Annotated in this window: 24 protein-coding genes, 1 tRNA gene and 1 pseudogene; 18 read left to right on the forward strand and 8 right to left on the reverse strand. The window is 58.3% G+C overall.

From position 1 onward, the window contains the following. The first annotated feature begins 365 nt into the window (after positions 1 to 365). From istA to VDP61_RS04155, 14 genes and pseudogenes are all read left to right on the forward strand, one after another. Positions 366 to 2,046 (forward strand): annotated as a pseudogene (gene istA / locus VDP61_RS04090) (IS21 family transposase). Beyond that, positions 2,036 to 2,827, forward strand: a complete 792-nt coding sequence (istB, locus tag VDP61_RS04095; protein WP_323005679.1) for an IS21-like element helper ATPase IstB — start codon at positions 2,036 to 2,038, stop codon at positions 2,825 to 2,827. The pseudogene istA and the gene istB overlap by 11 nt, the downstream one beginning before the upstream one ends. Positions 2,828 to 3,024: 197 nt before the next feature. After that, a complete protein-coding gene (locus VDP61_RS04100; protein WP_323005680.1) occupies positions 3,025 to 3,192 on the forward strand; it encodes a hypothetical protein in 168 nt (55 codons plus the stop codon). Further along, positions 3,192 to 4,115 (forward strand): phage tail tube protein, encoded by a 924-nt coding sequence (locus VDP61_RS04105; protein WP_323005681.1) that lies wholly within the window; start codon positions 3,192 to 3,194, stop codon positions 4,113 to 4,115. Before VDP61_RS04100 ends, VDP61_RS04105 begins: the two co-directional genes overlap by 1 nt. Positions 4,116 to 4,127: 12 nt before the next feature. After that, positions 4,128 to 4,502, forward strand: coding sequence for a hypothetical protein (locus VDP61_RS04110; RefSeq protein WP_323005682.1), 375 nt, complete (start codon positions 4,128 to 4,130; stop codon positions 4,500 to 4,502). 104 nt (positions 4,503 to 4,606) lie between these two features. Further along, positions 4,607 to 4,879 (forward strand): DUF1799 domain-containing protein, encoded by a 273-nt coding sequence (locus VDP61_RS04115; RefSeq protein WP_323005683.1) that lies wholly within the window; start codon positions 4,607 to 4,609, stop codon positions 4,877 to 4,879. Next, complete coding sequence (locus VDP61_RS04120; RefSeq protein ID WP_323005684.1) at positions 4,876 to 5,091, forward strand: hypothetical protein; 216 nt, start codon at positions 4,876 to 4,878, stop codon at positions 5,089 to 5,091. The genes VDP61_RS04115 and VDP61_RS04120 overlap by 4 nt, the downstream gene beginning before the upstream one ends. A 170-nt stretch (positions 5,092 to 5,261) precedes the next feature. Next, entirely contained in the window at positions 5,262 to 5,687 is a 426-nt protein-coding gene (locus VDP61_RS04125) for a hypothetical protein (RefSeq protein ID WP_323005685.1), read from the forward strand. 68 nt (positions 5,688 to 5,755) lie between these two features. Next, the gene (locus tag VDP61_RS04130) at positions 5,756 to 6,037 is read left to right on the forward strand and encodes a hypothetical protein (protein WP_323005686.1); all 282 of its coding nucleotides are present in this window, start codon (positions 5,756 to 5,758) and stop codon (positions 6,035 to 6,037) included. 259 nt (positions 6,038 to 6,296) lie between these two features. Beyond that, positions 6,297 to 8,951, forward strand: coding sequence for a phage tail tip lysozyme (locus VDP61_RS04135; protein ID WP_323005687.1), 2,655 nt, complete (start codon positions 6,297 to 6,299; stop codon positions 8,949 to 8,951). A gap of 143 nt (positions 8,952 to 9,094) precedes the next feature. Beyond that, the gene (locus VDP61_RS04140; protein ID WP_323005688.1) at positions 9,095 to 9,367 is read left to right on the forward strand and encodes a hypothetical protein; all 273 of its coding nucleotides are present in this window, start codon (positions 9,095 to 9,097) and stop codon (positions 9,365 to 9,367) included. Next, positions 9,364 to 9,891 carry a hypothetical protein gene (locus VDP61_RS04145; protein WP_323005689.1) on the forward strand — a complete coding sequence of 176 codons (528 nt, stop codon included), beginning with the start codon at positions 9,364 to 9,366 and terminating at the stop codon, positions 9,889 to 9,891. The genes VDP61_RS04140 and VDP61_RS04145 overlap by 4 nt, the downstream gene beginning before the upstream one ends. Further along, complete coding sequence (locus VDP61_RS04150; RefSeq protein ID WP_323005690.1) at positions 9,888 to 10,298, forward strand: NlpC/P60 family protein; 411 nt, start codon at positions 9,888 to 9,890, stop codon at positions 10,296 to 10,298. The genes VDP61_RS04145 and VDP61_RS04150 overlap by 4 nt, the downstream gene beginning before the upstream one ends. Further along, entirely contained in the window at positions 10,295 to 13,645 is a 3,351-nt protein-coding gene (locus VDP61_RS04155) for a phage tail protein (protein WP_323005691.1), read from the forward strand. The genes VDP61_RS04150 and VDP61_RS04155 overlap by 4 nt, the downstream gene beginning before the upstream one ends. A gap of 698 nt (positions 13,646 to 14,343) precedes the next feature. Here VDP61_RS04155 and VDP61_RS04160 read toward each other — a convergent pair. Both VDP61_RS04160 and VDP61_RS04165 read right to left on the reverse strand, forming a co-directional pair. Next, a tRNA-Pro gene (locus VDP61_RS04160) sits at positions 14,344 to 14,420 on the reverse strand. A 79-nt stretch (positions 14,421 to 14,499) separates the two neighbouring features. Further along, positions 14,500 to 15,462: a DMT family transporter gene (locus tag VDP61_RS04165; protein WP_323005692.1), complete on the reverse strand. Its 963-nt coding sequence runs from the start codon at positions 15,460 to 15,462 to the stop codon at positions 14,500 to 14,502. A gap of 161 nt (positions 15,463 to 15,623) precedes the next feature. Here VDP61_RS04165 and VDP61_RS04170 point away from each other — a divergent pair, with 161 nt between their 5' ends. Continuing rightward, on the forward strand, positions 15,624 to 16,514 hold the full coding sequence (locus VDP61_RS04170) for a DMT family transporter (protein ID WP_323005693.1): 891 nt from the start codon (positions 15,624 to 15,626) through the stop codon (positions 16,512 to 16,514). Between the two features lie 93 nt (positions 16,515 to 16,607). On the opposite strand, the gene leuB is transcribed toward VDP61_RS04170, so the two are convergent. From leuB to leuC, 5 genes are all read right to left on the reverse strand, one after another. Further along, positions 16,608 to 17,717 carry a 3-isopropylmalate dehydrogenase gene (leuB, locus tag VDP61_RS04175; protein ID WP_323005694.1) on the reverse strand — a complete coding sequence of 370 codons (1,110 nt, stop codon included), beginning with the start codon at positions 17,715 to 17,717 and terminating at the stop codon, positions 16,608 to 16,610. A 109-nt stretch (positions 17,718 to 17,826) separates the two neighbouring features. Next, positions 17,827 to 18,825 carry an endonuclease/exonuclease/phosphatase family protein gene (locus VDP61_RS04180; RefSeq protein WP_323005695.1) on the reverse strand — a complete coding sequence of 333 codons (999 nt, stop codon included), beginning with the start codon at positions 18,823 to 18,825 and terminating at the stop codon, positions 17,827 to 17,829. A 65-nt stretch (positions 18,826 to 18,890) separates the two neighbouring features. Continuing rightward, positions 18,891 to 19,700, reverse strand: a complete 810-nt coding sequence (locus VDP61_RS04185; protein ID WP_323005696.1) for a hypothetical protein — start codon at positions 19,698 to 19,700, stop codon at positions 18,891 to 18,893. Between the two features lie 282 nt (positions 19,701 to 19,982). Next, positions 19,983 to 20,588 (reverse strand): 3-isopropylmalate dehydratase small subunit, encoded by a 606-nt coding sequence (gene leuD / locus VDP61_RS04190; protein WP_323005697.1) that lies wholly within the window; start codon positions 20,586 to 20,588, stop codon positions 19,983 to 19,985. 12 nt (positions 20,589 to 20,600) lie between these two features. Then, complete coding sequence (gene leuC / locus VDP61_RS04195; RefSeq protein ID WP_323005698.1) at positions 20,601 to 22,019, reverse strand: 3-isopropylmalate dehydratase large subunit; 1,419 nt, start codon at positions 22,017 to 22,019, stop codon at positions 20,601 to 20,603. Positions 22,020 to 22,303: 284 nt separating this feature from the next. On the opposite strand from leuC, the gene VDP61_RS04200 reads away from it, so the two are divergent. Next, positions 22,304 to 23,656: a mechanosensitive ion channel family protein gene (locus tag VDP61_RS04200; RefSeq protein WP_323005699.1), complete on the forward strand. Its 1,353-nt coding sequence runs from the start codon at positions 22,304 to 22,306 to the stop codon at positions 23,654 to 23,656. Between the two features lie 13 nt (positions 23,657 to 23,669). Here VDP61_RS04200 and VDP61_RS04205 read toward each other — a convergent pair whose 3' ends face one another. Beyond that, the gene (locus tag VDP61_RS04205; RefSeq protein WP_323005700.1) at positions 23,670 to 23,810 is read right to left on the reverse strand and encodes a hypothetical protein; all 141 of its coding nucleotides are present in this window, start codon (positions 23,808 to 23,810) and stop codon (positions 23,670 to 23,672) included. A gap of 611 nt (positions 23,811 to 24,421) precedes the next feature. Here VDP61_RS04205 and rsfS point away from each other — a divergent pair. Both rsfS and rlmH read left to right on the forward strand, forming a co-directional pair. Further along, positions 24,422 to 24,808 (forward strand): ribosome silencing factor, encoded by a 387-nt coding sequence (gene rsfS / locus VDP61_RS04210; RefSeq protein WP_323005701.1) that lies wholly within the window; start codon positions 24,422 to 24,424, stop codon positions 24,806 to 24,808. Further along, entirely contained in the window at positions 24,808 to 25,278 is a 471-nt protein-coding gene (gene rlmH, locus VDP61_RS04215) for a 23S rRNA (pseudouridine(1915)-N(3))-methyltransferase RlmH (RefSeq protein WP_323005702.1), read from the forward strand. The genes rsfS and rlmH overlap by 1 nt, the downstream gene beginning before the upstream one ends. Positions 25,279 to 25,369: the final 91 nt, after the last annotated feature.

Below are 25,369 nucleotides of genomic sequence, written 5' to 3' on the forward strand. Positions count from 1 at the left end.
TCCTAAGACCTTCCTCTACGAGGCCTCGAATGCGGTCACTGATTGCCGCTGATGTGTTTGGTTCTTGGCTCATGGTTGAGAGTTATACACGCAAAGTAAGATAGATAAATCTGATTTGGACAAGTAAGACAAAAGTATCTTGACATATCAAGATTTAAGTGTCTTATTGATGCAATGGAAAATGCACCTTATCAGCACCTTATAAAACTTTCAGACGCGCTTGCTGCGCACATGAACTTGAGCCATTGGCGGTGTTAATTGCCACTGAGAATTGACCCGGCAACTGCCAAAATTGTCACTGAGAACTGACCCATGTGCAACCTTGCCCCAGCTTAAACCAGTTGGGGGCATATGGAGTGATCGAGATGGGATTTTTGAAGGTTATCAGGACATGGGCGCTGCGAGACAAGATGCCCATTCGCGAGATTGCGCGGCGCACGGGCATTTCGCGTAACACAATCAAGAAGTATTTGCGGGAGGGGATTGTTGAGCCTGCGTTTCAGACGCCGGATCGTGCGAGCAAGCTGGATCCGTATGCCAGTCAGCTGACAGGATGGCTGGTTTCGGATCAGCGCAAATCACGCAAAGAGCGCCGGACGGCGAAGCTGATGCATGCCGATTTGGTGAAGCTGGGATATGAGGGTTCCTATGAGCGAGTTGCGGCCTTCATTCGGGAATGGAAAGGCGAACGGCAGCGGGCGCATCATACGACGGATCGGGGAACTTTCGTGCCGCTGGTGTTCGCTCCGGGCGAGGCATTCCAGTTCGATTGGAGCGAGGACTGGGCCTATGTTGGCGGCGAGCGCATCAAGCTGCAGGTTGCCCACATCAAGCTGTCTCACAGCCGCGCCTTCCTTGTGCGAGCGTATCTTCTGCAGACGCATGACCCTCTCGTGACATTTCCTGCAGAAATGCACTGCCGGGCAATGGATGCTGTTCGACGCGCATTGGCATGGCTTCCGCTTCTTCGAGGGCATCCCGCGCCGCGGCATCTATGACAGTGAGGCTTGACCGCCATGGGTCCGAGGTCAGGCCGAACGAAGACCGCCGTCGACAAGGTCGGCATTGGCAAGAAGCGCGATGTGAATGCGCGGTTCACGGCGATGACCAGCCATTATGTCTTCGATCCCGAGTTCTGCAATCCGGCCGCAGGATGGGGCAAGCCATTGGTGCGCCATTGGTTCAAGCCCAATGGCGGCGGGCAAGTCGAGAAGAATGTGCGCGATGCTCGTCACCGCATGTGGCAGCTGATGCCGGCCTTTCCTGATCTGGATGCGCTGAACATCTGGTTAGAAGATCGCTGCAAACTGCTGTGGACTGAGACGGCCCATGGCAGGTTGCCTGGAAGCATCGCCGATGTGTGGGAAGCTGAGAAGCCTGCGCTGATGCCGCTCCCCACAATGTTTGATGGCTTTGTCGAGGAAAGAAAGCGCGTCTCGCCGACCCGCTGCCCGGCAGCGCATGCTTGCATGCGCGAGAGGGGGCTTGATCAACTTTGATCGCACCCGTTATTCTGTGCCCGCCAGTTTTGCGAACCGCCCCGTCAGCCTGCGCATTTACCCTGAGCGGTTGATGGTTGTGGCCGAGGGGCATGTAGTCTGCACGCATGAGCGGATTATTGATAGATCCCACCGTCAGCCGGGGCGCGTGATCTATGACTGGCACCACTATCTGGCGGTAGTGCAGCGCAAGCCCGGGGCGCTGCGCAATGGTGCCCCCTTCGTGGAAATGCCCGAACCTTTCCGCGTATTACAGGCAAAGATGCTGCGCCAACCCGGCGGGGACCGCGAAATGGTCGATATCTTGTCACTTGTCTTGCACCATGATGAGCAGGCGGTGCTCTGTGCCGTGGAAATGGCGCTCGAAGCAGGTGTGCCGACCAAAACCCATGTGCTGAACCTGCTCCACAGGCTGCTGGATGGCAAGCTGACCGACCAGCCGGATGTGAACCCTCCAGCCGCCTTGTCGCTGAGCAAGGAGCCTGAGGCCAACGTCGCGCGCTATGATGGGCTGCGCACCCAGAAAGGAACCCGTCATGCGTCATGATCCCGCGGGTGCTGCGCTGATCATCATGTTACGCAGCCTGAAGATGCCAGGCATGGCGCAGGCCGTGCAGGATCTGCATGAGCAAGGCTCGCCTGCATTTGAAGCTGCCATGCCGATCCTGTCGCAGCTGCTCAAGGCCGAAATGGCCGAGCGCGAAGTGCGCTCGATCGCGTATCACATGAAGGCCGCCCGCTTCCCGGCATACAAGGACTTGTCCGCCTTCGACTTCGCGGCCAGTGAAATGCGTGAAGCTCTGGTCCGCCAACTTCATCGATGTGAATTCCTGGATGCCGCAGAGAATGTGGTGTTGATCGGCGGCCCTGGCACAGGGAAATCCCATGTTGCGACGGCGCTCGGCATTCAGGCAATCGAGTATCACCGTAAGCGCGTGCGCTTCTTCTCAACGGTCGAATTGGTCAACGCCCTGGAGCAGGAAAAGGCACAGGGCAAGGCCGGGAAGATCGCCGAGGCGCTGGTGAAAACCGACTTGGTGGTCCTTGATGAGCTGGGATACCTGCCATTCAGCGCCTCTGGCGGTGCCTTGCTCTTCCATCTGCTGAGCAAACTCTACGAGCGCACCAGCGTCATAATCACCACCAACTTGAGCTTCGCCGAGTGGGCCACGGTCTTCGGGGACGCCAAAATGACGACGGCACTGCTCGATCGCCTAACTCATCGCTGCCATATTTTGGAGACCGGAAACGACAGCTATCGCTTCAAGGCCAGCTCCGAGACAGCGAAAAGAAAACGGAAGGAGACAGCAGCATTGACGCCAACATAAAACGCAGAACATAACAACTAGGTGGGTCAGATCTCGGTGAAAATGCCGGGTCAATTCTCAGTGGCAATTAACAGCTGGGTTCCTGACGATGCTATTGGCCCGTTCCAACTTGTGCGCGGTGCCATGATTAACCTGGGAGAAGGTGTGCTTGCCTTCCAAATCGAGTTTTCTGTTCCCGATCAGCTGAGGATTATCCCATGAACAGCTTGCCAACCGCCGGTGGCCGCTATGCCCGCGACCCCAAGACCGGGGCATTGACGCAGCTGCCCGAAGACGATGCAGCGCCAACCCTCACCGCGCCCGACACTGACGCGGATGATGCCCCGACCCCCTTAACGACACCCCTCAAGAAAGGAGGCAAGTGATGCCCCGTCTTTTCCGTAAACTTGCCGTTCTGAGCAAGATTGAGACTGGGTACGGCGTTGCAGCCGTGCCAACCGGCGCTGAGGCGATCATCGGCAAAAACGTCAGTTATATGCCTTTGGAAGCGACTGAGGTCAGCCGAGATCTGATTCTGCCGCATCTGGGCAATCAGGGCATCATTCTGACCGGCAAACATGCCAAACTGGAAATGGATGTGGAACTGGCGGGCGCAGGCGCGGCAGGGACGACCCCAAAATATGCCTCGCTACTGCGGGCTTGCGGTTTTGCCGAAACCACTGTCGCTGCGACCTCGGTGACCTATTCCATTGTCGAAGATGCCGTCAGCAGTGCCACGATCTATTTTGAGATCGACGGTGTGCGGCACGTGATGATTGGGAGTCGTGGCACCCTGACGATGACTCTGGCCCCTCTGGCGATCCCGACCTATCGGTTCTCGATGACCGGGCTGTTGGGCACGATCACAGATCAGGTGGTGCCGGCCGTCACCCTGGCTGGTTGGCAAAAGCCGCTGGAGCCGTCATCGGCCAACACGACTATGGTGTTGCATAGCTGGGCGTCGATTGCCGAGCAGTTGACCGTCACCCTTGGTAATACCGTGACGCCGCGCTTCCTGATCGGATCTGAAAGCGTGATTATTTCGGATCGCAAGGTCACCGGGGCGGCGGTTGTTGAAGCTACATCGCTGGCCACAATCAATTGGTTCGACCGCGCTATCAACAGCACGCGCGGCGCGCTCAGTCTGATCCATGGCAAGACGGCGGGCAACATCGTTGAAATTGCGGCCCCGGCCATTGAGATCGGCAAGCCCAGCCAGGGCCAGAAAGACGGCATCCTCAATTACAGCCTGCCGCTCTCGTTCTGCCCGACCACGGCACTGGACGAGCTTGTCATCATCATCCGTTAAAGGGCCTTTAAAATGCAGTTCAAGCTTTCAAAATCTTACCGTTACTGGTGGCCGGTTACGGTGCGGCTGCCAGATCCTGACAAGGCCGGCGCAATCATCGAGCAACAGTTTGATGCACAGTTTGCGCCACTGCCGCGCGAAGACATGCTGGCAGCGCAAGAGGCGTCGGCCAAGCTGACCACCCTGCGCGCTCTGACCGATCATGAGGCGGCACAGGTCGCGCGGATTGTCAAAAGCTGGCGCGGTATCGTCGATGATGCTGGCAATGATGTGCCCTTCACCCCGGAGCTTCTGCAGGCAGCGCTGCAACAGCCTTGGTTCAACAAGGCGATCAATGAGGCGTTGACCAAATCCATGAACGGCGAAGAGGCTCGAGTGGGAAACTAACCGCTGCCGCGCGGGCTTGGGCGCTCGCGCGGATCGGACGGGCTGATAGCCGCCAGCCGGTTGAGGTTGATACTGAACTGGCCGCGCAATTTGCCCGAATGGGTGTGGCGCTCGAAGTAGATGCCATCGCGTATCCCGAGGCATTTGAGGTCATGGCCCAGAATGTCGATGCCGTCAGGATTTGGCTTGCTGTTGAAACGCAATGGCGGGTGGCGGTGGGCATGGGCGGCATCGCGTGGTTGGGCCTGGATTATAACGCCGTCGACGTGGTGCTGAGGCGGGTTGGGTTGACGGTCGAGCGGGCAAATGAGGTCTTTGGCGACCTGATGGTGATGGAAGCCGCAGCCGTGGCGGCGTTTGGAGAGGCAAAACAGTGACAGCTTCAAGCCTAAATATTGCTTTGGTGCTGCGTGCAGATGTTGGCGCGGCAAAGGCTGGCCTCACGGATGTGACATCGGGTCTGAAGCAGTTGTCGTCTGAGGCTGTTGCCGCTGGGGCCGGAACGGCAAAACAGGCGGCCGAGTTGGAGCGGATGGCCTCGGCCGACCGCAAAAGCCATGGCGGCCCAGGATGGTCTAATCGTCGCTGAAAAGCGCGCGATTGAAACCAGAACGCGCGCCATGATTGGGCCGCTGGCCGACCCTTCCGGTGGCGATACCCAAATGCGCTCGGCCTTTACCGCCACCCAAACGGCGGCAGGGTCTCTGCAACGGGCCATTAATGGTCTGTCGGTGTCAATTGGTGGCTAGGCCAGCGGATATGGTTTCTGCCGCACAATCCGCGCAAATCTGGCAGGCGTCTCTGGATGACGTGCGCGCCAGCTTCAACCCGCTCTTTGCTGCATCGCGTCAATATGAGCAGCAGTTGGCCCGAATTTCCACTGCCGAAGAAATGGGCGCGATCAATGCACGTGAAGCAGCAGCGGCGCGCGTTGCGGCAGCAGGCAGTTTGGCCCCGGCTGCGTCTGGGCTGGGTGGTAAAGGCCGGTCGGCTGTTGGTAATAATTTCTACTCAGCCAATATTGCGGCACAGGGCTTTGACATCGGTGTGACCTCGGCGATGGGGATGAACCCTTTGACCATCGGCTTGCAGCAAGGCTCGCAGCTTGTTGGGGTCATGCAGCAAATGGGCGGCGGTGCAACTCGGCTATTAAGGCCATCGGCACGGGCCTTTTGTCGATCATAAGCCCGGCAAGCCTTGCCACGATTGCGTTGGTGACATTGGGCGCGGCGGGTATCCAGTGGTTGATGGGTTTGAAAAAGGAAACCAAGAGCTTTGGCGATAATGTCGATGACCTCACGGCAACGCTCGGCCGGATGAAGACCAATCTGGATTTGGTGCAGAACATTCGGCTGGGCGATGCGTTTGGCAGCCTAACTGCCGATGTAAAAGGCCTCGCCCAAGGCATGCTGGAACTGGACCGTGCGTCTGAGCTGAAGCAGTTGAATGGTGTCATCGATAGTTTTCTGAACAAGGAAGTCAAAGAAAGCTGGGGGCAACAGTTTGGCAGGTGGCATTTGCTGTTGGTGTGGTGACACCGATCCCCGGAAGACCATAGATATCTCGTGAAAACAACCCGAAGCTGGCAAAAGAGCAAACTACAACAAGCTCGGGGCAGCCAACAGCGCTGACGATGATTTTTCACACGCATCGACGAGCTGAAAAAACTGTCTGACAGTGGCGATGACATCGAAGGTGTGACCGCAAAAATATTGGCGAACTGCAAAACGCAATGTCAGGCGGCGGCTCCGTCAATGGCATGAAGGATGAGCTGACGCGCTGCTGCTCGAGATCTTGGCGAAAACTGCCATTGAAAGCGCAAAGGTCGAGGCTGCGTGGAACGGCTCGGCCAAAGACAAAGTATTAACCCGCCAAACTGACCAGATGGTGCTGGCCTATAAGCAACAGGCCGAGCTGGCAGCGACCGAAACGCAGTTTGGCAAAGCCAGTCTGCAAGTTGATCAGTTGCGCAACGTGCAGGCGCGCGAGATGCTGGATGTGCGTCTGGCTGAACAGGGCATATTGGCAGGGAGTGCGAACTGGCACCGCATCATGGCTGCTTTGGCTGCGCAAGAACTTGCGACAGCCACGCAAATTGGCGACGAAAAGCGCCGTCAAGTTGATGCTGTCGCCCTTGGATATCGTCAGGAAGCTGCGCTCTCGGCCGCCGGTCGGCAGTTTGGCCAAGACAGTTTCCAGGTTGAACGTATCCGCGCCCGCCAAGCCAAAGAGGCGCTGGATCTTCGGCTTGAGGAAATGGGGGTCATCAAAGGCAGTGTCGGATGGCAAAAGGCGCATAACGCTTTGCTGGACCAGCAATTGCAGCGTGAGTTGGATATCGTCGCGGCCAAAAAAGAGGCCGTCCGTGATCAGCTGGACCGACTGAACGGTATTCGCCGCGAGATTGCTCTGATCGGGGCCAGCAATGCTGAACAGGCTCGAGCCAATGCTCTGGCCGAAGCAGATATCGAGATCCGCAAGCGCAAATTAACCGGGCTTGAGGCCGTTCTGGAACGGATCCGCGCGATTGCCCGTGCCAATGCGGAAACTGAGCGTGATCGGCAAAAGGCGCTGGCCGATATTGCGAACCAATCGGCTGGCGATGGTTATGATGCCCAAATTGCAGCAGAGCCAAACCCGATCTTGCGGGCAACGCTTGCGGCGGAAAAGGAATATGCCCGCCAGATTGCTGATGGGGCCGATGCGTCAGTTGCAGCCGCCTCGGCTGAACGGGTCCGCGCCCGTGCGATGCAAGAGTTGACCCAGTCGCAGCAAGACTATTTGCGCGATCAGGCCACGCGGTTGCAGCAAATGCAACTGGAACTGGCCCTGATCGGCCAAACCGCTGCGGTTCGCGCACGGGTTCTGGCGCTGGTGCAGGCTGAACGCGACATCCAGCGGTTGGGGGCCACCGGTGATATCGCCCAAACAATGCGCCGCAATGCCGTCTTGGAAGCGGAGGGCACCCAATTCATTGAACGGCAGGCCGATGCCTGGAAACGGGTGCAGTCAGCGGGCGAAAGCGCCATCGACAGCGTTTTGGATAAGCTGAAGGCGGGCGATGTGGGCGGGGCGATTGCCGACCTCATCGGCGAGATCGAAAAAGGCTTCTTTGATCTTGCTGTGCGTAACCCCCTGAAGAATGCATTGTTTGGTGGCAATCTGGGCACATTGGATGATTTGGGTGGTCTGTCAGGAATATTTGATCGGCTGACAGGCAAGAAGGGCGTGGATGAGGCCGCGCTTGTGTCAACGGCCACGGCGGCTGTGCAGTCGATGGCTGTGAATGCCGCCAACGTGACGATCGGTGGTATTGGCCTGCAATCATTCCTGAGCCAGGGCGGGGCTGCAGGCGGCGCAGCCGGGTTTGGGGCTGGTAGTCTTGGCGGGTCAACGGGTGTGCAATCCCAGGTCTGGAGTTTCTTTGCGGGCAAGGGACTGAAGCCACACCAGATTGCCGGGATCATGGGGAACGTATCGGCGGAGAGCGCCTTCAACCCTTTGGCGCGGGGCGATCCTCGCAACGGCTCCCCGACATCCTTTGGTCTGTTCCAGCATCATGGAGTGCGCGCCGAGGGGCTGCTGGGGGCAGTAGGCGGAGAGGCTGGCCTTGGCAATATCGGGGCACAGCTGGAACATGTGTGGAAGGAGCTGCTGAGCAGCGAAAACGGTGTGCTGAAAAAGCTGCTGGCCTCGACCGATGTGCAGCAATCAACGTCAGCGTTCGCAGGTTTCGAGCGCCCGCAAGGGTGGACGGCCGCGAATCCTGAAGCTGCCCATAATTTCACCGGCCGGATGAGCGCGGCGAATGCCGCCCTTGCGCAGTTTGGCAATACCGCAACCACTGCGACCACCGATTTGGGCACCTTGGGCGAGGGTATGGGCGGCTTCGGCAAAGCCTTGAGCAGTGGGTTGCAAGGCCTTGCGTCTGGCGGCACGCAAGGTGGTCTGTCAGGGTTTTTTGGCACGATTGCAGGCAGCATTGCAAAGACTATGGGATTGCCGGGGTTCTCGTCTGGTGGGGAGACAGGTGGCTCATCACCTGATGAGGTGCGCGGCTTTGTCCATGGCAAGGAATTTGTGTTTGATGCCGCCGCAACCGCGCGGATTGGGGTTGCCAATCTGGAAAACCTGCGGCGCGGCACCGTAAAGGGCTATGCCTCTGGCGGCTATGTCGGGGCGGATCAAATCCTGACGTCGAACACCCCCAGCTTTCAGGCGGCGAACCAAAGTGCCGCACCAGCAACTGTGTCGATGTCTTTCGCAATCAACGACTATTCGGGCCAGAAGGTTGAGGCCACCCAAGGCACCGATGGCCGGGGGCAGCCGCAGATCACAATGACGATCGGGCAGCAGGCGGCGGCTGCGGTGTCGCAGCGCGGCAATCCGTTGCGCAGGGCCATGCAATCGGAATTTTCGCTGAGCCCTGCCGTGAGGCAGCGCGGATGATTATGGAGTGGCCCACATCTCTGCCTCGACCAGAGCGCCAGACATGGCAGCGGACCCTGCAAGACGGTCGGCGCAAAACTCAAGGCGATGCGGGACCGGCGCGCTATAGCCTTAGGCTGAGCCGTGTGGCGCAGCTGGTCACGATGTCACTGCTGTTAAATCGCGATTTAAGAGCGGTTTTTGATCGTTTTTACGATGAGGATTGCGCGGGGGGCAGCCGATTGTTTTGGATGCCAGACCCGACCACCGATGGCTGGCCGTTGTTGGGCAGTGATGGTGTGCCGCTGTTGGCTGTGGATGGCCAGCCTCTGCTGTTGTCCAAGCTCTGGCTGTGTTCCTGGGGCGATACCCCGCCGAGCGAAACGCTGGTCGGCATTGAGTGCCGAAAAACCTTTAATCTGCAAGTGATGCCATGAGACGACTGTCCCTGAATGCCCGTCAGGCCATCGATGCGGTCGGCACAGACACGCTGTTTGTTGTCTTGTTGGAAATCACCCACCCGGATTTGGAGGATGGCCCAATCCGGCTATCGACCGACAATGCCGAACGGATCTCTATCGACCCGCTAATCTATGGCACGCGGTCAGACTGGCGTGGCGCTGACCCCCAAACCCAGCCGTTCCTGTGGATACTTGCTTCGGCGCTGTTGCCGTCCGACCAAGAGGATACACCGGCGGCCGCGCAAATTGTGGTCGAAAATCTGGATAGCGAAATGGTCAGTCTGCTGCGCAGCTTTCGCACGCCAGCAACAGTGAACATGGCCGTGGTGCTGGCCGAGACGCCCGACTTGGTTGAGGCCGAATATCTCGATTTGCAGCTGCTGAGTGCGGATATTTCTGACGCAGAGATTCTGCTCTCGATCAGCCGTGATGAGATTGAGCTGGAGCCATTTCCACCGGGCCGCATGACGCGCGACCGCTTTCCGGGGCTGCACCTATGAACGCTTGGGCCAACGCTTTCGTCGGCATTCCCTACGCCGCCTTCGGGCGGGACCGTTACGGCGCGGATTGCTGGGGGTTGGCCTGCATCGTTTACCGCGAGGCGCGCGATACCCTGCTGCCCGACTACCTTGGCTATGGCAGCGTCGAAGAACATGCCGAGATTGATGCTTTGATTTCGGGGGCCGAAGGCTCGCCGCTGTGGCAACCCCGGAGCGGCCCGGCACAGGCCTTTGACATTGCGGTGTTCCGGCGCGGGCGGCTCTCAACCCATCTGGGCATCGTGATCCGGCCCGGCGTGATGTTGCACATGGTCGATGAGGACCGCGCCAAGATTGAGGCCTATAGCACTGGGCGATGGGGCAATCGTCTGGTGGGGCATTTCCATTGGCAGGGGGTGACCCCATGACTGGATTGGTCCCGGTTCTCGCCGCGCCACATTTCGACCCCGGTCAGCGTCGGATCACGCTGGCGTTCCCCGAAGGTCTGACACTTGCCGAAATGGTCCAGGCGGCCTTGCCGTGCCAGCCTGCATCCGAGCTGTCACGGGTTCGGGTGGCGCTGGTCACACCGCATGGCACGCAGGTGATTTTGCCAGAGCTGTGGGCGCGGGTGCGGCCTAAGGCAGGCGTGCATGTGGTCATTCGCTTGGTGGCCGGGAAAAGCGCGCTCAAATCGATATTGTCGATTGTCGTGGCGGTGGCCGCGATTGCCACGGGCACTTGGTTCGCAGGTTCGCTGCTGGGTTTGACTGTCGGTGCGCCGGGCTATGCGCTGGCCTTCGCCGCGGCATCACTGGCGGTCACGGCGCTTGGCCAGTTGCTGATCAATGCGCTTATCCCGCCGATCAAACCCGAAGACCGCAATGCCGCCAACCGCTATGCGATCAGCGGTTTGCGCAACCGGCTGGAGCCGAATGGCGCTGTGCCGATGTTGATGGGCAGCTTGCGCTATGCGCCACCCTATGCCGCGCTGCCCTATACCGAGATCGTGGGCGATTTTCAGTATATCCGCGCGCTGTTCTGTTTTGGTGAAGGCCGCGTGCGGCTGGAGGATATCCGCATCGGCGAGACGTCGATCAGCGAATACACCAATGTCGAAATCGAGACCCGCGAAGGCATTGATGCCGACGCACCAATCAGCCTTTATCCCCGCCAGATTGCCGAGGAAACGGTTGGGGTGGCGCTGACCAGACCCTTGCCGCGTGATGAATTGGGCGAGGTCATTTCGGGGGCCGCTACCATTGATACGCCGATTGTTCGGACCACTGGAGCTGATGCCAAAGGCGCATCCATCATCCTGGCATTCCCATCCGGGATGATCCGCTTTGATAAGGAGGGCAGATCGCATGCGGAAGGTATCACAATTCGGGTGGAATACCGTTTGGTTGATGCCGAAGACTGGGTGCTTTTGACCCATTTGGATATCGTCGCTAAAAAGCTTGAAACTTTCTACCGCCAACACAGCTGGGAGTTTCCGACCCGCTCGCGTTGGCAGGTGCGCCTGACGCTGTTGAATGATGAAACGACCGACAACACCATTCAGCGCAATGTCAGTTGGGCGGCGTTACAAACGCTGCGGCCAGAATATCCGCTGGCCTATCCACGGCCCTTGTCACTGGTGGCTGTCAGGATCAAGGCGACGCATCAGCTGTCAGGCGCACTCGATAACATCAGCGTGCTGGGAACGCGGGTGTGCCTCGACTATGATCATGTCACGGGTCTTTGGTTGGAGCGCGCCACCTCAAACCCTGCGGCTCTCTTTCGCCACGCCCTGCAAGCGCCCTGCAACCCCAAGGCGGTCAGCGATGCGGGGCTTGATCTTGCCCTTCTGGAAGATTGGCATGATTTCTGCCGAACTCTGGGCTTAAGCTTCAACAAGGTGTTTGACGAGACCGGCACCTCACTGCGCGATGTTCTGACACAGATCGCGGCGGTCGGCCGGGCAACGCCGCGCCATGACGGCACGCGCTGGGGTGTGACCATTGACCGGGCGCAAGAGCTGATCATCGATCATCTGGACGCGCAAAACAGTTCCGGTTTTCGGACCACGCGCAGCTATATCGAGCATCCACATGCGTTTCGCGTGAAGTTCAGCGACCAGACCAATGATTTCAAAGACGCCGAGCGCGTGGTGCGTTGGCCGGGTTATTCGGGCGACATCACCGTGACAGAGGCGCTGGACCTGCCGGGTATCACCGACCCAGATATAATCTGGCGCGAGGCGCGCCGCCGCCAATATGAGGCGATCTATCGCTCTGACAGCTATCAGGTCAGCCAGATCGGGCCGGTGCGGGTTGCCACGCGCGGCGACAAGGTCGTGCTGAACCACTATGTCCTCGACAACGTGCAGGCCTCGGCGCGGGTGCGCGATGTGATCGGCGCGCTGATCGAACTGGATCAGCCGGTCGAGATGATCGAAGGCCAGGCCTATGCCTTGCGGTTTCGGGTTTTTGACACCGGTTCGACCGAGCCAGACACCATCGGCACATCAATCGTCAGAACTGTGACACCCTCTGCCGGGGAAACCCAGATCCTGACACTGACCGGAACTGGACCAATGCCTCAGGCCGGTAATGTAGTGCTGTTTGGTCGTGCCTCGGCTGAAAGCCTACCGTTGATCGTGCGCGGGGTAGAGCGGGCGCAAGAGAATGACGAAATCCTGCATCTGGTCGATGAAGCCTCCATTATCGATGAGCAGCTCACCGCCGATATCATTCCTGGCTGGACCGGGCGCGCGGGTGCAGAACTGGATGACGTCATCAGCGCGCCGGACGCACCGCGGTTCGTTTCTATCACCAGCGGATTTGGCGGCACTGGTAGCGCAGACCAGATTGATTATCAGCTCGCAGCAGCGCCGGGCAGTATTGTAACTGCAAGCTTTGAAGTGGCACACCAAATGGTCGGAGCGGGCGTCTTTACCACGCTTACTCTGCCTGCGGCCAATGGCGGCGGGTCGATCATGGACTATGCCAGTGGCGACCAGGTGGTAATCCGGGCACGGGCGATCTCAGCTGCGGGTGTAAACAGCGCGTGGACCGATGATATTACACTCACAGTTGGCGCGGGCGATGCAGGTATTCCTACGGCTCTCGATACTGACGCGATCAGCGTGACGACTTTGCTGGGCGGTGCGCTCATCCAACTGGCGACAGGGGCCGATGCATCCACCACGAAGGTGCAGATCTACCGCTCGACCTCTGCCAGCCTTAACCGCGAAACCGATGCTGTTGGTGAGCCATACGCTGTGGGCCTGATGCAGAGCTATAGCTTTGCCCTCGGCGATACCACCAGATCAAACCTCTTGGTCGACAGTGGCTTTGACAATCCGGCCTCATGGACCCTCGATCCGGGTTGGGCAGTTGCAGCAAGCAAAGCCACCCACACGCCGGGCACGGCGGATGATGTCGGGCAAGCTCTTGTCGCGCAGGTCGGCAAATTCTACCGTATCGGCTTTAGTTCAGCCGATATGACCGCTGGCACCCTGACGCCTTATCTTCTTGGCGGATCGGATCGGCCCGGCTCTGCGGTCACCTCCGCCGGGCATCACAGCCAGCGCATTCAGGCAGTCAGTGGAAATGCAACCGTCGCAGTGCGCGCAAGCTCTGCCTATGATGGCACGCTCGACGGACTGATAGCCTATCTGGAAACCGAAGGCTGCCTAAGCCAGGGCACCCATTACGTTTGGCTGGAGCCGATGAACGATAATCTAATGCCAGGACCAATCTCCGGCCCGTTCACCATCATGATCATCTAAGCGCATGATCCGCACCGATATGCGGATAGCGCATAGCTCAAACGGAAGGCGAGATAGGCAAAATCCGCATAAGCATTTGATAAGTATATCGTTTATGGGGAAACTGCAGCATACTTCATTAAAATCGGTCCTTTTCGACACCATGGGCGCGGTGTTTCGGTTGAAAACTACCCGTAAGCCATTGATTTATTGTAGGTATGAAGTAGATCAGAAAAGCTTCGCCGCAGTTCATTCCTAGCGCCTGCCGAGCGCAACGATCAAAGATGCCGAAACGGCGATAATCGCCTTGTATTGCTGGGTTAAACGCACATTCAGGGCGAGAGTTTATCTGTCGGGTCAGCCGGCCAAATCTGACATCCGGAAATTATTGGCCCCTTTTTATTGGTAAATCGGTTCGGAGCAAAAATGTCTCGTCTATCCATCAGGCCATTAAGACAATCCACTTAATTCCCTTATTTCGTTGGCAAAAGACAGATGATGTCAGCTCACGACAGGTAACGACGCCTTAGCCCCGGATATACCCCCTTTGGCCCCCAGTTTGCGTCGCGTTACACCAAGTAATGCCCTGCACCTCATGCGGGCGTTTTGCTGAATAGTTGATTCACTGCGCCCTCATGCTAAAGCCGCTATGGCAGCCCCAAGCAGCAGTCGCACGACTTGCGCTGCCTGCTGTAACTGCCTGTAAACATTCGGGAAATTGGTCGGAGCGAGAGGATTCGAACCTCCGACCCCCTGCTCCCGAAGCAGGTGCGCTACCAGGCTGCGCTACGCTCCGGCCGATAGGCGGGGAAGTAAACCCATCGCTTTGGATTTGCAAGAGGACAAAACCGCCTTATCCGAAAAAAGTCCAAGGCTTATTTCGTATCTTTCTCGCGCCTTAGCATCAAACTGATACGGGGCAGGGTGCCGGTTTCGTGGCGGGTGTGTGATTCCAGAACTGGGCTGTTTTTGGAGACCTTGCCGCCGCTTTCACGCAATACGATGTAAAGCCCGCTGGCCATGATGACGCTTGCGCCGATCAGTGTCAGGCTGTCAGGTGTTTCGTTGAAAATCAGAAAGCCAAAAATCGCGGCCCAAATCATCTGACTATATTGCATCGGCGCAACGATCACCGCCTCGGCGGATCTGTAGGCGCTGATGATGAACAGGCTGGCAACCAGACCAAAGGCTGCGATGATGGCGACCATGCCCAAATGCTCTATCGGCATGGGTTTGTAGACAAAGGGCAAAGCCGCCCCAAGAACCAGGAAATTGGCCAGCATCGGAAACAGCAGCAACACAACCGAGCGTTCGTCATGCCCGATCTTGCGAACAATGACCGAGGCAAGCGATGAGCATACCGCCGCCATCAACGCGGCAGCATGGCCGAGGCCAAGCTCGGCCCCGGTAGGGCGCAGCACGATCATGACACCGGCAAGGCCGACAATAATGGCAAGGCCGCGGCGAATACCGACTTTTTCGCCAAGGATCGGAATGGCAAGCAAGGTGATCAGCAACGGGGCCGCAAACAAGATGGCATAGGTTTGGGCAAGCGGCAGCACCGAAAAGGCATAAAATGCCGAAACTCCGGTAATCAGCGCCGAAACCGTGCGCAGCATTGTCCACCACAGGTGACGTGGCCGCAGATTTCCGTCATTGCGGTCACCGATCAACATCATCGCCACCAAGGGAAAGCTGAAAATGACCGAGAAAAAGATGATCTGGATGGGCGAGTATTGCGCGCCCAGAAACTTTACAAACACATCATGGGTAGAATAGATCGCAAAGGCGATAAGCGCCATGATTGCGCCGCGCACGTTGGGTGTGATAATCGGCATCTTCACTCTCGATACGATTTGGCTGTCTCTGCTATTGCGCCTGTTAGCGCTAATGCGCAAGCTCGCCAGACGGCATCGCAGCTATTTGCGGCCTGAGCAACCTCTTCCTTGCCTGTGGTGCCAGATTGGCTGCCCCCATGCAAGAGCACCAAGGCGATACTATGGAACCCGTGACGTTGCCCTATCTGCCTGCCAAGCCATTTCTTGGCCTTTTGTCCGGTTTTATCGGCGTTGTCATTTTTGGCGCGACATTGCCGGTGACGCGGGTGGCGCTGACGGGGTTTGATCCTGCCTTTATTACTTTTGCGCGTGCGTTTCTGGCCGGGATTGCTGCGGCTGCGGTGTTGCTGGTTGCGCGCAAACGCTTTCCGCGCAAGGATTTGCGGGCTCTGGCCCTGATCGGGGCAACGCTTGTCTTTGGGTTTCCGGGCTTTGCAAATGTGGCAATGCAGACAGTTCCAGCAGCGCATGGGGGCATTGTGTTGGGGGTGTTACCCCTTCTGACGGCTGTATTCGCGGCGCTGGTCGGGGGCGAAAGGCCGGGCTTGGCGTTTTGGGTCTGGGCGGTGGTGGGGGCGCTGCTGGTGCTGGCCTTTACCCTGCGCGGCGGCGGGTTTGTGCCGGGGATAGGCCATGTCTGGCTGGGCTGTGCGGCTGTCGTGTCGGCGTTTGGCTATGTGGTTTCGGGCAAGCTGTCGCGCAAGCTGCCGGGCTGGGAGGTGATTGCCTGGGCGCTGGTGCTATGCTTGCCGCTGACGGGGCTGGGCAGTTGGCTGACGCTGCAAGTCGGGATGCCCAGACCACCCGAGGCCGCGCTGTTGGCGCTGGCCTATCTGGCCTTTGGGTCAATGTTTGCCGGGTTTTTCTTTTGGAATGCGGGAATGGCAATGGGTGGCATAGCGCGCGTGGGGCAAGTGCAACTGTTGCAAACCTTTGTAACGCTGGGGTTTTCTGCGCTGTTGTTGGGCGAGGTCGTGACCCCCGTGATGTTTGCGTTCGCTTCGGCCGTGGCGCTGGCTGTCTGGTTCGGGCGCAAGGCGCGGGTGGCGTAAAGGCGTAACCGCCCCCTACTGCCACCCGTCCTGGGTTTGCACGCGTCCCAGATCAGAAAGCGTACAAACCGCTGTCAACACATGCCGCGATTATCAAAGCGACGCGTCGAGTGCCGCCAGTATCGCATCACCCATCTGGGTGGTGCTGATTGGGGTGCCGCCGTCCTTGCCCATCAGATCGGCGGTGCGGGCACCATCGGCCAGCACCTTTTCCACAGCCTTTTCAACCCGTGTCGCCTCACCCCCCATATCAAAGGAATAGCGCAGCGCCATCGCAAAGGACAGGATGCAGGCAATCGGGTTCGCCTTGCCGGTACCCGCAATGTCGGGCGCAGAGCCGTGAACCGGTTCATACATGGCCTTTGGGCGGCCGTTTGCCTGCGGCGCCCCAAGGCTGGCCGAGGGCAGCATACCAAGCGAGCCGGTCAGCATTGCGGCGCAATCGGACAGCAGGTCACCGAACAGGTTGTCAGTGACGATCACGTCAAACTGTTTTGGCCAGCGCACAAGCTGCATCGCGCCATTATCAGCGTACATATGCGACAGTTCTACCTCGGGGTATTCGTTGTCATGCACCCATTGCACCTCTTCGCGCCACAAGATGCCGGATTCCATCACATTGGCCTTTTCCATCGAGCAGACCTTGTTGCCCCTGCGCTTGGCCAGCTCAAAGGCCGACCGCGCCACGCGGCGGATTTCATCCGTCGTATAACGCTGGGTGTTGATGCCAACGCGCCCGCCTTCATTGTCGGGGAAAATGCCGCGCGGTTCGCCGAAATAGACGCCCGAGGTCAGTTCGCGCACGATCATGATGTCCAGACCGGCGACGATTTCTTTTTTCAGGCTGGAAAAATCGGCCAGCGCATCAAAGCACTGTGCAGGGCGCAGGTTGGAAAACAGGTCCATTTCCTTGCGCAGGCGCAGCAGGCCCCGCTCTGGCTTCAGGCTGAAATCAAGGGTGTCGTATTGCGGGCCGCCCACGGCCCCCAGCAAAACGGCGTCCACCGCCAAAGCGCGGGCCATTGTGTCATCATGCAGCGGTGTGCCGTGTTTGTCATAGGCGCAGCCGCCGACCAGATCTTCGGACACATCAAAGGTGACGCCGCGTTTGGTGCCAAACCAGGCGATGATTTTCTTGACCTCGGTCATGACTTCGGGGCCGATGCCGTCACCGGCGAGGATAAGAAGGGAAGGATTGGCCAAGGAACGCTCCTGCACTCTGAGGAAAAAAAGGATTGGGGTTGGCGTATCGCTTTGGCTCGCCTTGGTCAAGACAACGGCTTCAGGGCGGGGTCTGGGGCAGGGCGGGGGCTCAAGGCAGTGCGATATCCACCCAGACCGGGCGGTGGCGCGATGCACGGGCCAGCGTTTCGGCGTTTGGGTCTGACGGGTCCGGCCAAAACACGCCGGCACCAATCACGCGAAGCTTGGCCGAGGGAAGCACGAAATCCACGCGCAACCCGCCAAAATCATAAAGCGCGGTATCCAATGCGGGATCGCCCTTTTGGCCGGGCTCGGCGCGCGTATGGGTTCCTTTTGGTGCGGGGTCTTGCAGGCGCGGATCGGATAAAATCGCGGTAATGGCACCGTTGCGGCCATCGCCATCAACCGGGTCAAGATTGGCGTCACCCAGCAGGATAAACGGGGCAGGGGGGGCAGGCATTGGCAAAGTGCCATCCAGCAGCGCCAGCCAAAAGGCGGCCTCGTCATGGTTTCGCCTGCCGTTGCGATCTTCTGGCCCGTCAAATACGGGCGGTGTGGCGTGCCAGATCAGCAAGTGCAGCGGCGTGGTATCGGGCAGGATGATCGGCAGGTCCCAATGCGCGGTGCTTGACAGGCGTTGGATCGGCTTCACATCAGCGTCGATACTGTCGCCGATCAGGTTTCCGGGCAGGTCTTGCCACAAGAAATCGCTGAAATCACGAAACCCGCCTGTGTCAATGGGCAGGCGCGACAGCACCGCCAAACCGCCCTGACCCGAATAATTGCCAAAGCCCTGCGCATCGCCCGCCCCGCCAAGCCGGCCATCGCCGTCCAGATCAAGTCCGGTTGGCATGCCGCTATTGGGGCGCTTTGCAAAACGGTGCGGATAGGGCGCGCCTGCTTTTTCCAACAGGTCTGCAAGGGCAGACAGGGCAACAAGATCATAGTCGAAATCAAAATCCGTCAGCACCAGCACATCGGCATTCAGCTTGGCCAGCACTGTAGCCACAGCCGCGATCTGTGTGTCCTTGTCTGAAAGGATGTCACGCAGCAACAGCCCCGGCCCCTTGCGGCTTAAATCGGGGTTATAGGTGGCGACCCGTATCATTCCAGAGGTCTGCGCATAGCTTGCAGGCGCCAGAAGCAAAAAAACGGCAAGGGCCAGCCGTGCGATCACGCCGGAATATACCCCGGTATGGCTTGTTCGGAATTGCGCACGCGTTTGTTGCGGATCATGCCTGCGATCCGCGTCATGGCGATGCCGCGCATGAACAAGGATGCGGGCAAAAAGGCCCAAATCGCCATGAGCCAGACCAGCGTTGGCGGGTAGCGCAAATCAATCGCGCCCAGCCCCATACCGCCCATTTTGACAATGGCGGGTATCAAGAACGGCAGCAAAAACCCCAAGGCAAGGTTGAAACGTGCGTCCCGCTCAAGCCGGGCAACCACATCGCCGCCAACGGTTGGATCAAAAGTGGGCAGGTTGGTCCAGACGTTGAAGGCGCCGTTTTTGGAAGGCCAGTCATAAATTCGCAGGGTCAGCGCAAAGATGGCCAGGGCAATCACTGAGGTCAGATAGGCAACGCCCGCAGCCGAGCGCACAGCAAGCACATGGGCGGGGGGGCTGTTTTCGGCCAAGGTAAGGGTTACAAGCCGAATGGGAGAATAGGGAAAGTCCAATGCCTGGCCAATCAAGATGCCCAACGCCTCAAACAAGCGCGCAAGCGTTGATGGGTCGGCGTGGCCACGCGCCATGACCGACAAGAAGAAAACGATGCACAGCAGCATCAAATAGCGTGTCCGGTTATAGGGGCGGGCATCCCGAAATTCGATCAGGCCGGGGTAGGTTGCATTATATTCCACAAAGGTCAAAACGCCCGCAAACAGGGCAACAAGCGCCACCATTTGCTTGCCATCCTCGGTGACGCCCGGCAACAAGACCGATGGCGTGGCGACAAGGACCATAACCAAGAAAGCACGCATAAGCGCACCTGCGAATCGTGAAAGCACTGCTGCTCTACCTTCATGCGAGGCAGGTACGATACGGCGCCGCACCTTTATCCCCGATATTTCCCGCCAATTGTGGCGGACTGCCTTAATCTTGCCCAAATTGTGCCTTCTTTCGGATTTCCTAGCAACCATTGCATTGAGGAAACCAAAAGTTTGTGGCGGAATAGCGGAAAAACTGTCGCTAGATTGCATCAAATTGTGGCTAAAAAAAGGGCCGCCCGATGGGCAGCCCCAGATGTTGTGTATGGCTCGGGCCTAGACCCAAGGGTGCAGGGTGGCTGCCTTTGCCTCATAAGCGTCGATGTTGGCTGCTCTTTCCATTGTCAGACCGATATCGTCCAAACCGTTCATCATGCAGTGCTTTTTGAATGCGTCCACCTCAAACGGAAAGCTTTGTCCGTCCGAGGCGGTGACGGTCTGGTTTTCCAGATCCACCGTGATACGGGCGTTTTCGCCGCGCCGGGCGTCTTCCATCAGGATGTTGACCACATCTTCAGGCATCACAATCGGCAAGATGCCGTTCTTGAAGCAGTTGTTGTAGAAAATGTCGGCAAAACTGGTCGCGATGACCGAACGGATGCCGAAATCCAGCAGTGCCCAAGGCGCATGTTCACGCGACGATCCGCAGCCAAAGTTCTCGCCTGCGATGATGATCTCGGCCTTGCGGTAAGCGGGTTGGTTCAGCACGAAATCAGGGATTTCTTGCCCGTCCTGCGTGAACCGCATTTCATCAAACAGGTTCGCGCCAAGGCCCGACCGCTTGATGGTTTTCAGGAATTGCTTGGGAATGATCATATCAGTGTCGATATTGACCAATGGCATCGGGGCCGCAATCCCAGTGAGTTTGTTGAATTTTTCCATTGTCCCAGCCCCTTACGCGTTCTCGGTCGCAAATGTGCGAATATCGGTCAAATGCCCTGTCACCGCCGCGGCGGCAGCCATTGCGGGCGACAACAGATGCGTGCGGCCACCGCGGCCCTGACGCCCCTCAAAGTTGCGGTTGGAGGTTGCGGCGCAACGCTCGCCCGGCGCCAATTGGTCGGGGTTCATCGCCAAGCACATCGAACAGCCGGCCAGACGCCATTCAAAGCCCGCGTCGATGAAAATCTGGGCCAAGCCCTCTTCCTCGGCTTGCGCGCGCACAAGACCCGAGCCGGGAACCACCATCGCGCGCATCCCGTCCTTGATCTTTTTGCCCTTCAGCACGGCGGCAGCGGCGCGCAAATCTTCAATCCGGCCATTGGTGCAGGACCCGATGAACACCGTATCAATCTGAATATCGGTCAGCTTCATGCCCGGTGTCAGGCCCATATAGTCCAGGCTGCGCTGCGCCGCCTCAACCTTGCCGCCTTTGAAATCAGAGGCCGCAGGCACGGTTGCGGTGATCGGCAACACATCTTCAGGCGAGGTGCCCCAGGTTACCAAAGGCGCGATATCTTCGCCTTTTAGGGTGATAACCTTGTCGAAATGTGCGCCTTCATCGGTAAACAGCGTTTTCCAATAAGTCAGGGCTGCTTCCCATGCCGCCCCTTTCGGCGCATGCGGGCGGCCCATGCAATAGGCAAAGGTTTTTTCGTCCGGCGCAATCAGGCCCGCGCGCGCGCCGCCCTCGATTGCCATGTTGCACACGGTCATCCGGCCTTCCATCGAAAGCTCACGAATGGCCTGACCGCAATATTCAATCACATAGCCAGTGCCGCCAGCGGTGCCGGTTTCACCGATCACGGCCATGGTAATATCTTTGGCGGTCACACCGGGGCGCAAGCTGCCGGTGATTTCCACCTTCATGTTCTTGCCCTTGCGCTGGATCAGCGTTTGCGTGGCCAGAACATGCTCTACCTCAGACGTGCCGATGCCGTGGGCCAATGACCCAAAGGCACCGTGGGTGGCGGTATGGCTGTCACCGCAGACAACGGTCATGCCGGGCAAGGTCCAGCCCTGTTCGGGGCCAACGATATGCACGATACCTTGGCGCACATCTGACACCGGATAGTAGTGCAGGCCAAATTCCCTGGCGTTCTTGTCCAGCGCCTCGACCTGAATACGGCTGTCTTCGGTCATGGTTTTGGCATTGGCGCGGTCAAGCGTGGTGGGCACGTTATGGTCAGGCACGGCGATGGTCTTTTCCGGCGCGCGCACAGTGCGGCCTGCCATGCGCAGGCCTTCAAACGCCTGCGGGCTGGTGACTTCATGCACCAGATGGCGGTCAATATACAGCAGGCAGGTGCCGTCTTCGGCTTGGTGGACGACATGGGCGTCCCAGATTTTATCGTACAGGGTTTGAGCGTTCATGGCTCTGATCTCTCATATAACGGGAAGGATAGGGGGGCGGGGCCGCGCAAAGCCAGTGCCTTGGGGGCGGCAGGCATTGTCTGCGGTCAAAGCCGCGCAAGCGCAGATCTGCACTGGGCGAAAAACCGCCAAGGCAAACGCGCGCGATCATCAATGTCAAAAAACCGTATCATGCCTGCTGTCATACGCTTTTCCAAGCGGCGGGGCAATAAGGTTGGTAATGCCGCAGGGCTGCCGTTAAAGTGAGGATTCAGGAAAAAATCAGGAATGGATATTGCCCGCGCATGGACCCTATTGACCAGATCAACCCCGAAATCCTTAACGCGACCCAAGGGCTGCTTGCACAGGCAGAAACCTTTATCCGCTCGCTTCTGGTGCCGTGGCGATTGTACCAGTTGGCCGGGATCCTCGCGCTTTTGGGGGCTACGTGGCTGCTGCGCGGGGTTGTATCACGGCGGTTGACGGCCTGGGCGCGGGCGCAAGAAGGCCTGCCGAAATGGCAATTGCGCATGATCGTGATTTTGGACCGTAATCTGACGCTGATGCTGTTCACCCTGTTCAGTTGGATCACTTTCTGGGTCATGCGCCAGGTCACCTGGCCATCGCGCAGCCAGTTGATCGAGGTGGCGGCAAGTATCGGCCTGGCCTTGCTGACGGTCAGCTTTGCGGGGCGTTTGATCGGCAATCGCTTTATCTCGCGCATCGTGACTTTGGGGGCAGGGATTTGGGTGGTCGCCCTTATTCTGGGCTTTGATGCCGGGGTTTTGTCGTTTCTGGACAGCCTTGCCGTTACCTTTGGCAATTTCCGGCTTTCGGCGCTGACGGTCATCAAAGCGCTGATCGTGACCGGCCTTTTGGTGGCAGGCGCGCGGCTGATGACACGCGCGGCGACAACGCGGATCAAGAAGAACCCCGATATCAGCCCCTCGATGCAGGTTTTGGCGATCAAGGCGGTCCAACTGTTCTTGTTTGGCGGGGCGATCTTTATCGGGTTGAAGGCGGTCGGGTTTGATTTGACCGGCCTTGCGGTATTGTCGGGGGCGATTGGTGTCGGCCTTGGTTTTGGCTTGCAAAAGGTGGTGTCAAATCTGGTATCCGGCATCATCATCTTGCTGGATAAATCCATCAAGCCCGGCGATGTCATCAGCCTTGGTGAGACGTTTGGCTGGATAGAACGGCTTGGCGCGCGCTATGTTTCGGTGGTTACGCGCGATGGCAAGGAATACCTTATCCCGAATGAGGATCTGATTACCGGCCAGGTGGTCAACTGGTCACATTCAAACGATTTTGTTCGGCTTGATCTGTTTTTTGGCACCGCTTACGATGATGACCCGCATCTGGTGCGCAAACTGGCGGTCGAAGCTGCCGGGCGGGTGACCCGCGTGCTGAATGATCGCCCCTCGGTTTGCCATATCATCGGCTTTGGCGATAGTTCCGTTGATTATATTCTGCGCTTCTGGATCAAGGATCCGACCGATGGGCTGACCAATATCAAGGGCAATGTCTATCTGGCGCTTTGGGATATTTTCAAGGAAAACAACATCTCTATCCCTTTCCCGCAGCGTGAGGTAAAGCTGCTTGCCCCTAGCCCGCAAGAGATGGGCAAGGCCGCAGCGTTTGACCAAGGGCAGGGTTGATTGGCGCAAATTGTCAGTATCGTGCGAACTTGCCTTGGGCAATCTCACGCTCGCGGCGTTCCAGATCATACAGGCTTACCGATTGGTTCAGGTAATCCCGCTCCATTTCCTGCCGACTGACAGGACGGGGGAAAATGCGTTTGAAAATTGACATGCCATGCTCCGCTTCAAGTCTTCTTTGTTGTTACATGTGGGACGAGGCGGGAAAGGAGTAGAGGCAAATTCGGGACCCCGCCTTGTGTGGCTTGCATGGTATGGCGCGGATGGCAGGCCCCAAAGCGGTACGCGAAAGACGTGAGACATATACCCCGAGAGCGCGTGGCGCGGCAGGGTATTGGCGTTTCAGGTTTTTTGCCGGAACGCCTTGGCGCGTGGCGTCGAAGGCCGTTCATGTTCCCGCCCCATCCAGAACAGGATTTCCGAATCGCCTTGCATCGGCCAGCCCAAAAAAGGCATTTCATACCGGGCTTTTGCGCCGATGTGGGCCAAGGCTTGTTCAAAACGTCCCTCCGAGAGGTGAAACTTGACGTTGATCAGGGCTGATGGCTTGCGCCTGCTGGCTGGCTGTGATTGAGGTTTGCGCCGCAGAGTGATACCTTTGGTTATATCGAATGTGGTATTTCTGTGTGGCATCCTGTCTTCAACACCCAGCGCCGGGGGGGTTGGCGTGATATTTCAAGGCTGGCGCGTGATATTCTGGAGGACAATGTCCTGTCTCATTCTGATCCTGCAACCGGCCTGCCGGTTGGGCCTAGGGCACCGCGTATGACGGCCCAGGCATCTGCTGAAAACCACCCCGCCCCGCAAGAGCTTTTGGCCCGCGTCATCGCCTCGCTAGAGGATGACAAGGCTGAAGAAATCGTAGAGATTGATCTGCGGGGCCGCTCTGACATGGCCGATTACATGGTTATCGCCTCGGGCCGCTCGGCGCGTCAGGTTGCGTCCATCGCCGAAAAACTTGCCGACCGGATGAAGCTTGAATTTGGTCTTGTCTGCAAGATGGAAGGCAAAGACACCGGCGATTGGGTGCTGATTGATACGGGCGATGTCATCATCCACGTCTTTCGCCCCGAAGTGCGCGAGTTTTATGACCTTGAAAAAATGTGGCAACCGGGTGGCCATATGGGCATAGGCGTACGCGAGGAAGATTGATGCGCGTGCATCTGTGCGCTGTGGGGCGGCTGCGTGCCGGTCCGGAGCGTGATTTGATTGATGATTATATAACCCGCTTCAACCGGACGGGCCGGGCCTTGGGGCTTGGCCCTTTTGCCGAATGCGAAGTCGAAGATCGCAAGGGCGGTGGGATGGAGGCAGAAGCCACCCTTCTTGCCCGCGCGGTGCCGTCGGGTGCGGTCAGCGTGGTGTTGGATGAACGTGGCCGCACGCTCAGCAGTCCGGGATTTGCCGATCAACTGGCGAAATGGCGCGATGTGGGGCGGCAGGATGTGGCTTTTTGCATTGGCGGGGCCGATGGTCTGGCCCCCGGCTTTCGCAACAGTGCCGATTTTGCGCTGTCCTTTGGTGCGATGGTCTGGCCGCATATGCTGGTGCGGGTGATGCTGGCCGAACAGTTGTATCGCGCGGCGTCGATTTTGGCGGGCAGCCCTTACCACAGGGAGTAGCGCTTGGCCCAATCGCCGCAGGTATTTTTGCCAAGATGAAATCGTAAGGGGCTGCGTGGTTGCTCTGGGCGGGCGCTGGGCGTAAAACCAA

This window comes from Pseudorhodobacter sp., from assembly GCF_034675685.1.
GTDB lineage: Bacteria > Pseudomonadota > Alphaproteobacteria > Rhodobacterales > Rhodobacteraceae > Pseudorhodobacter.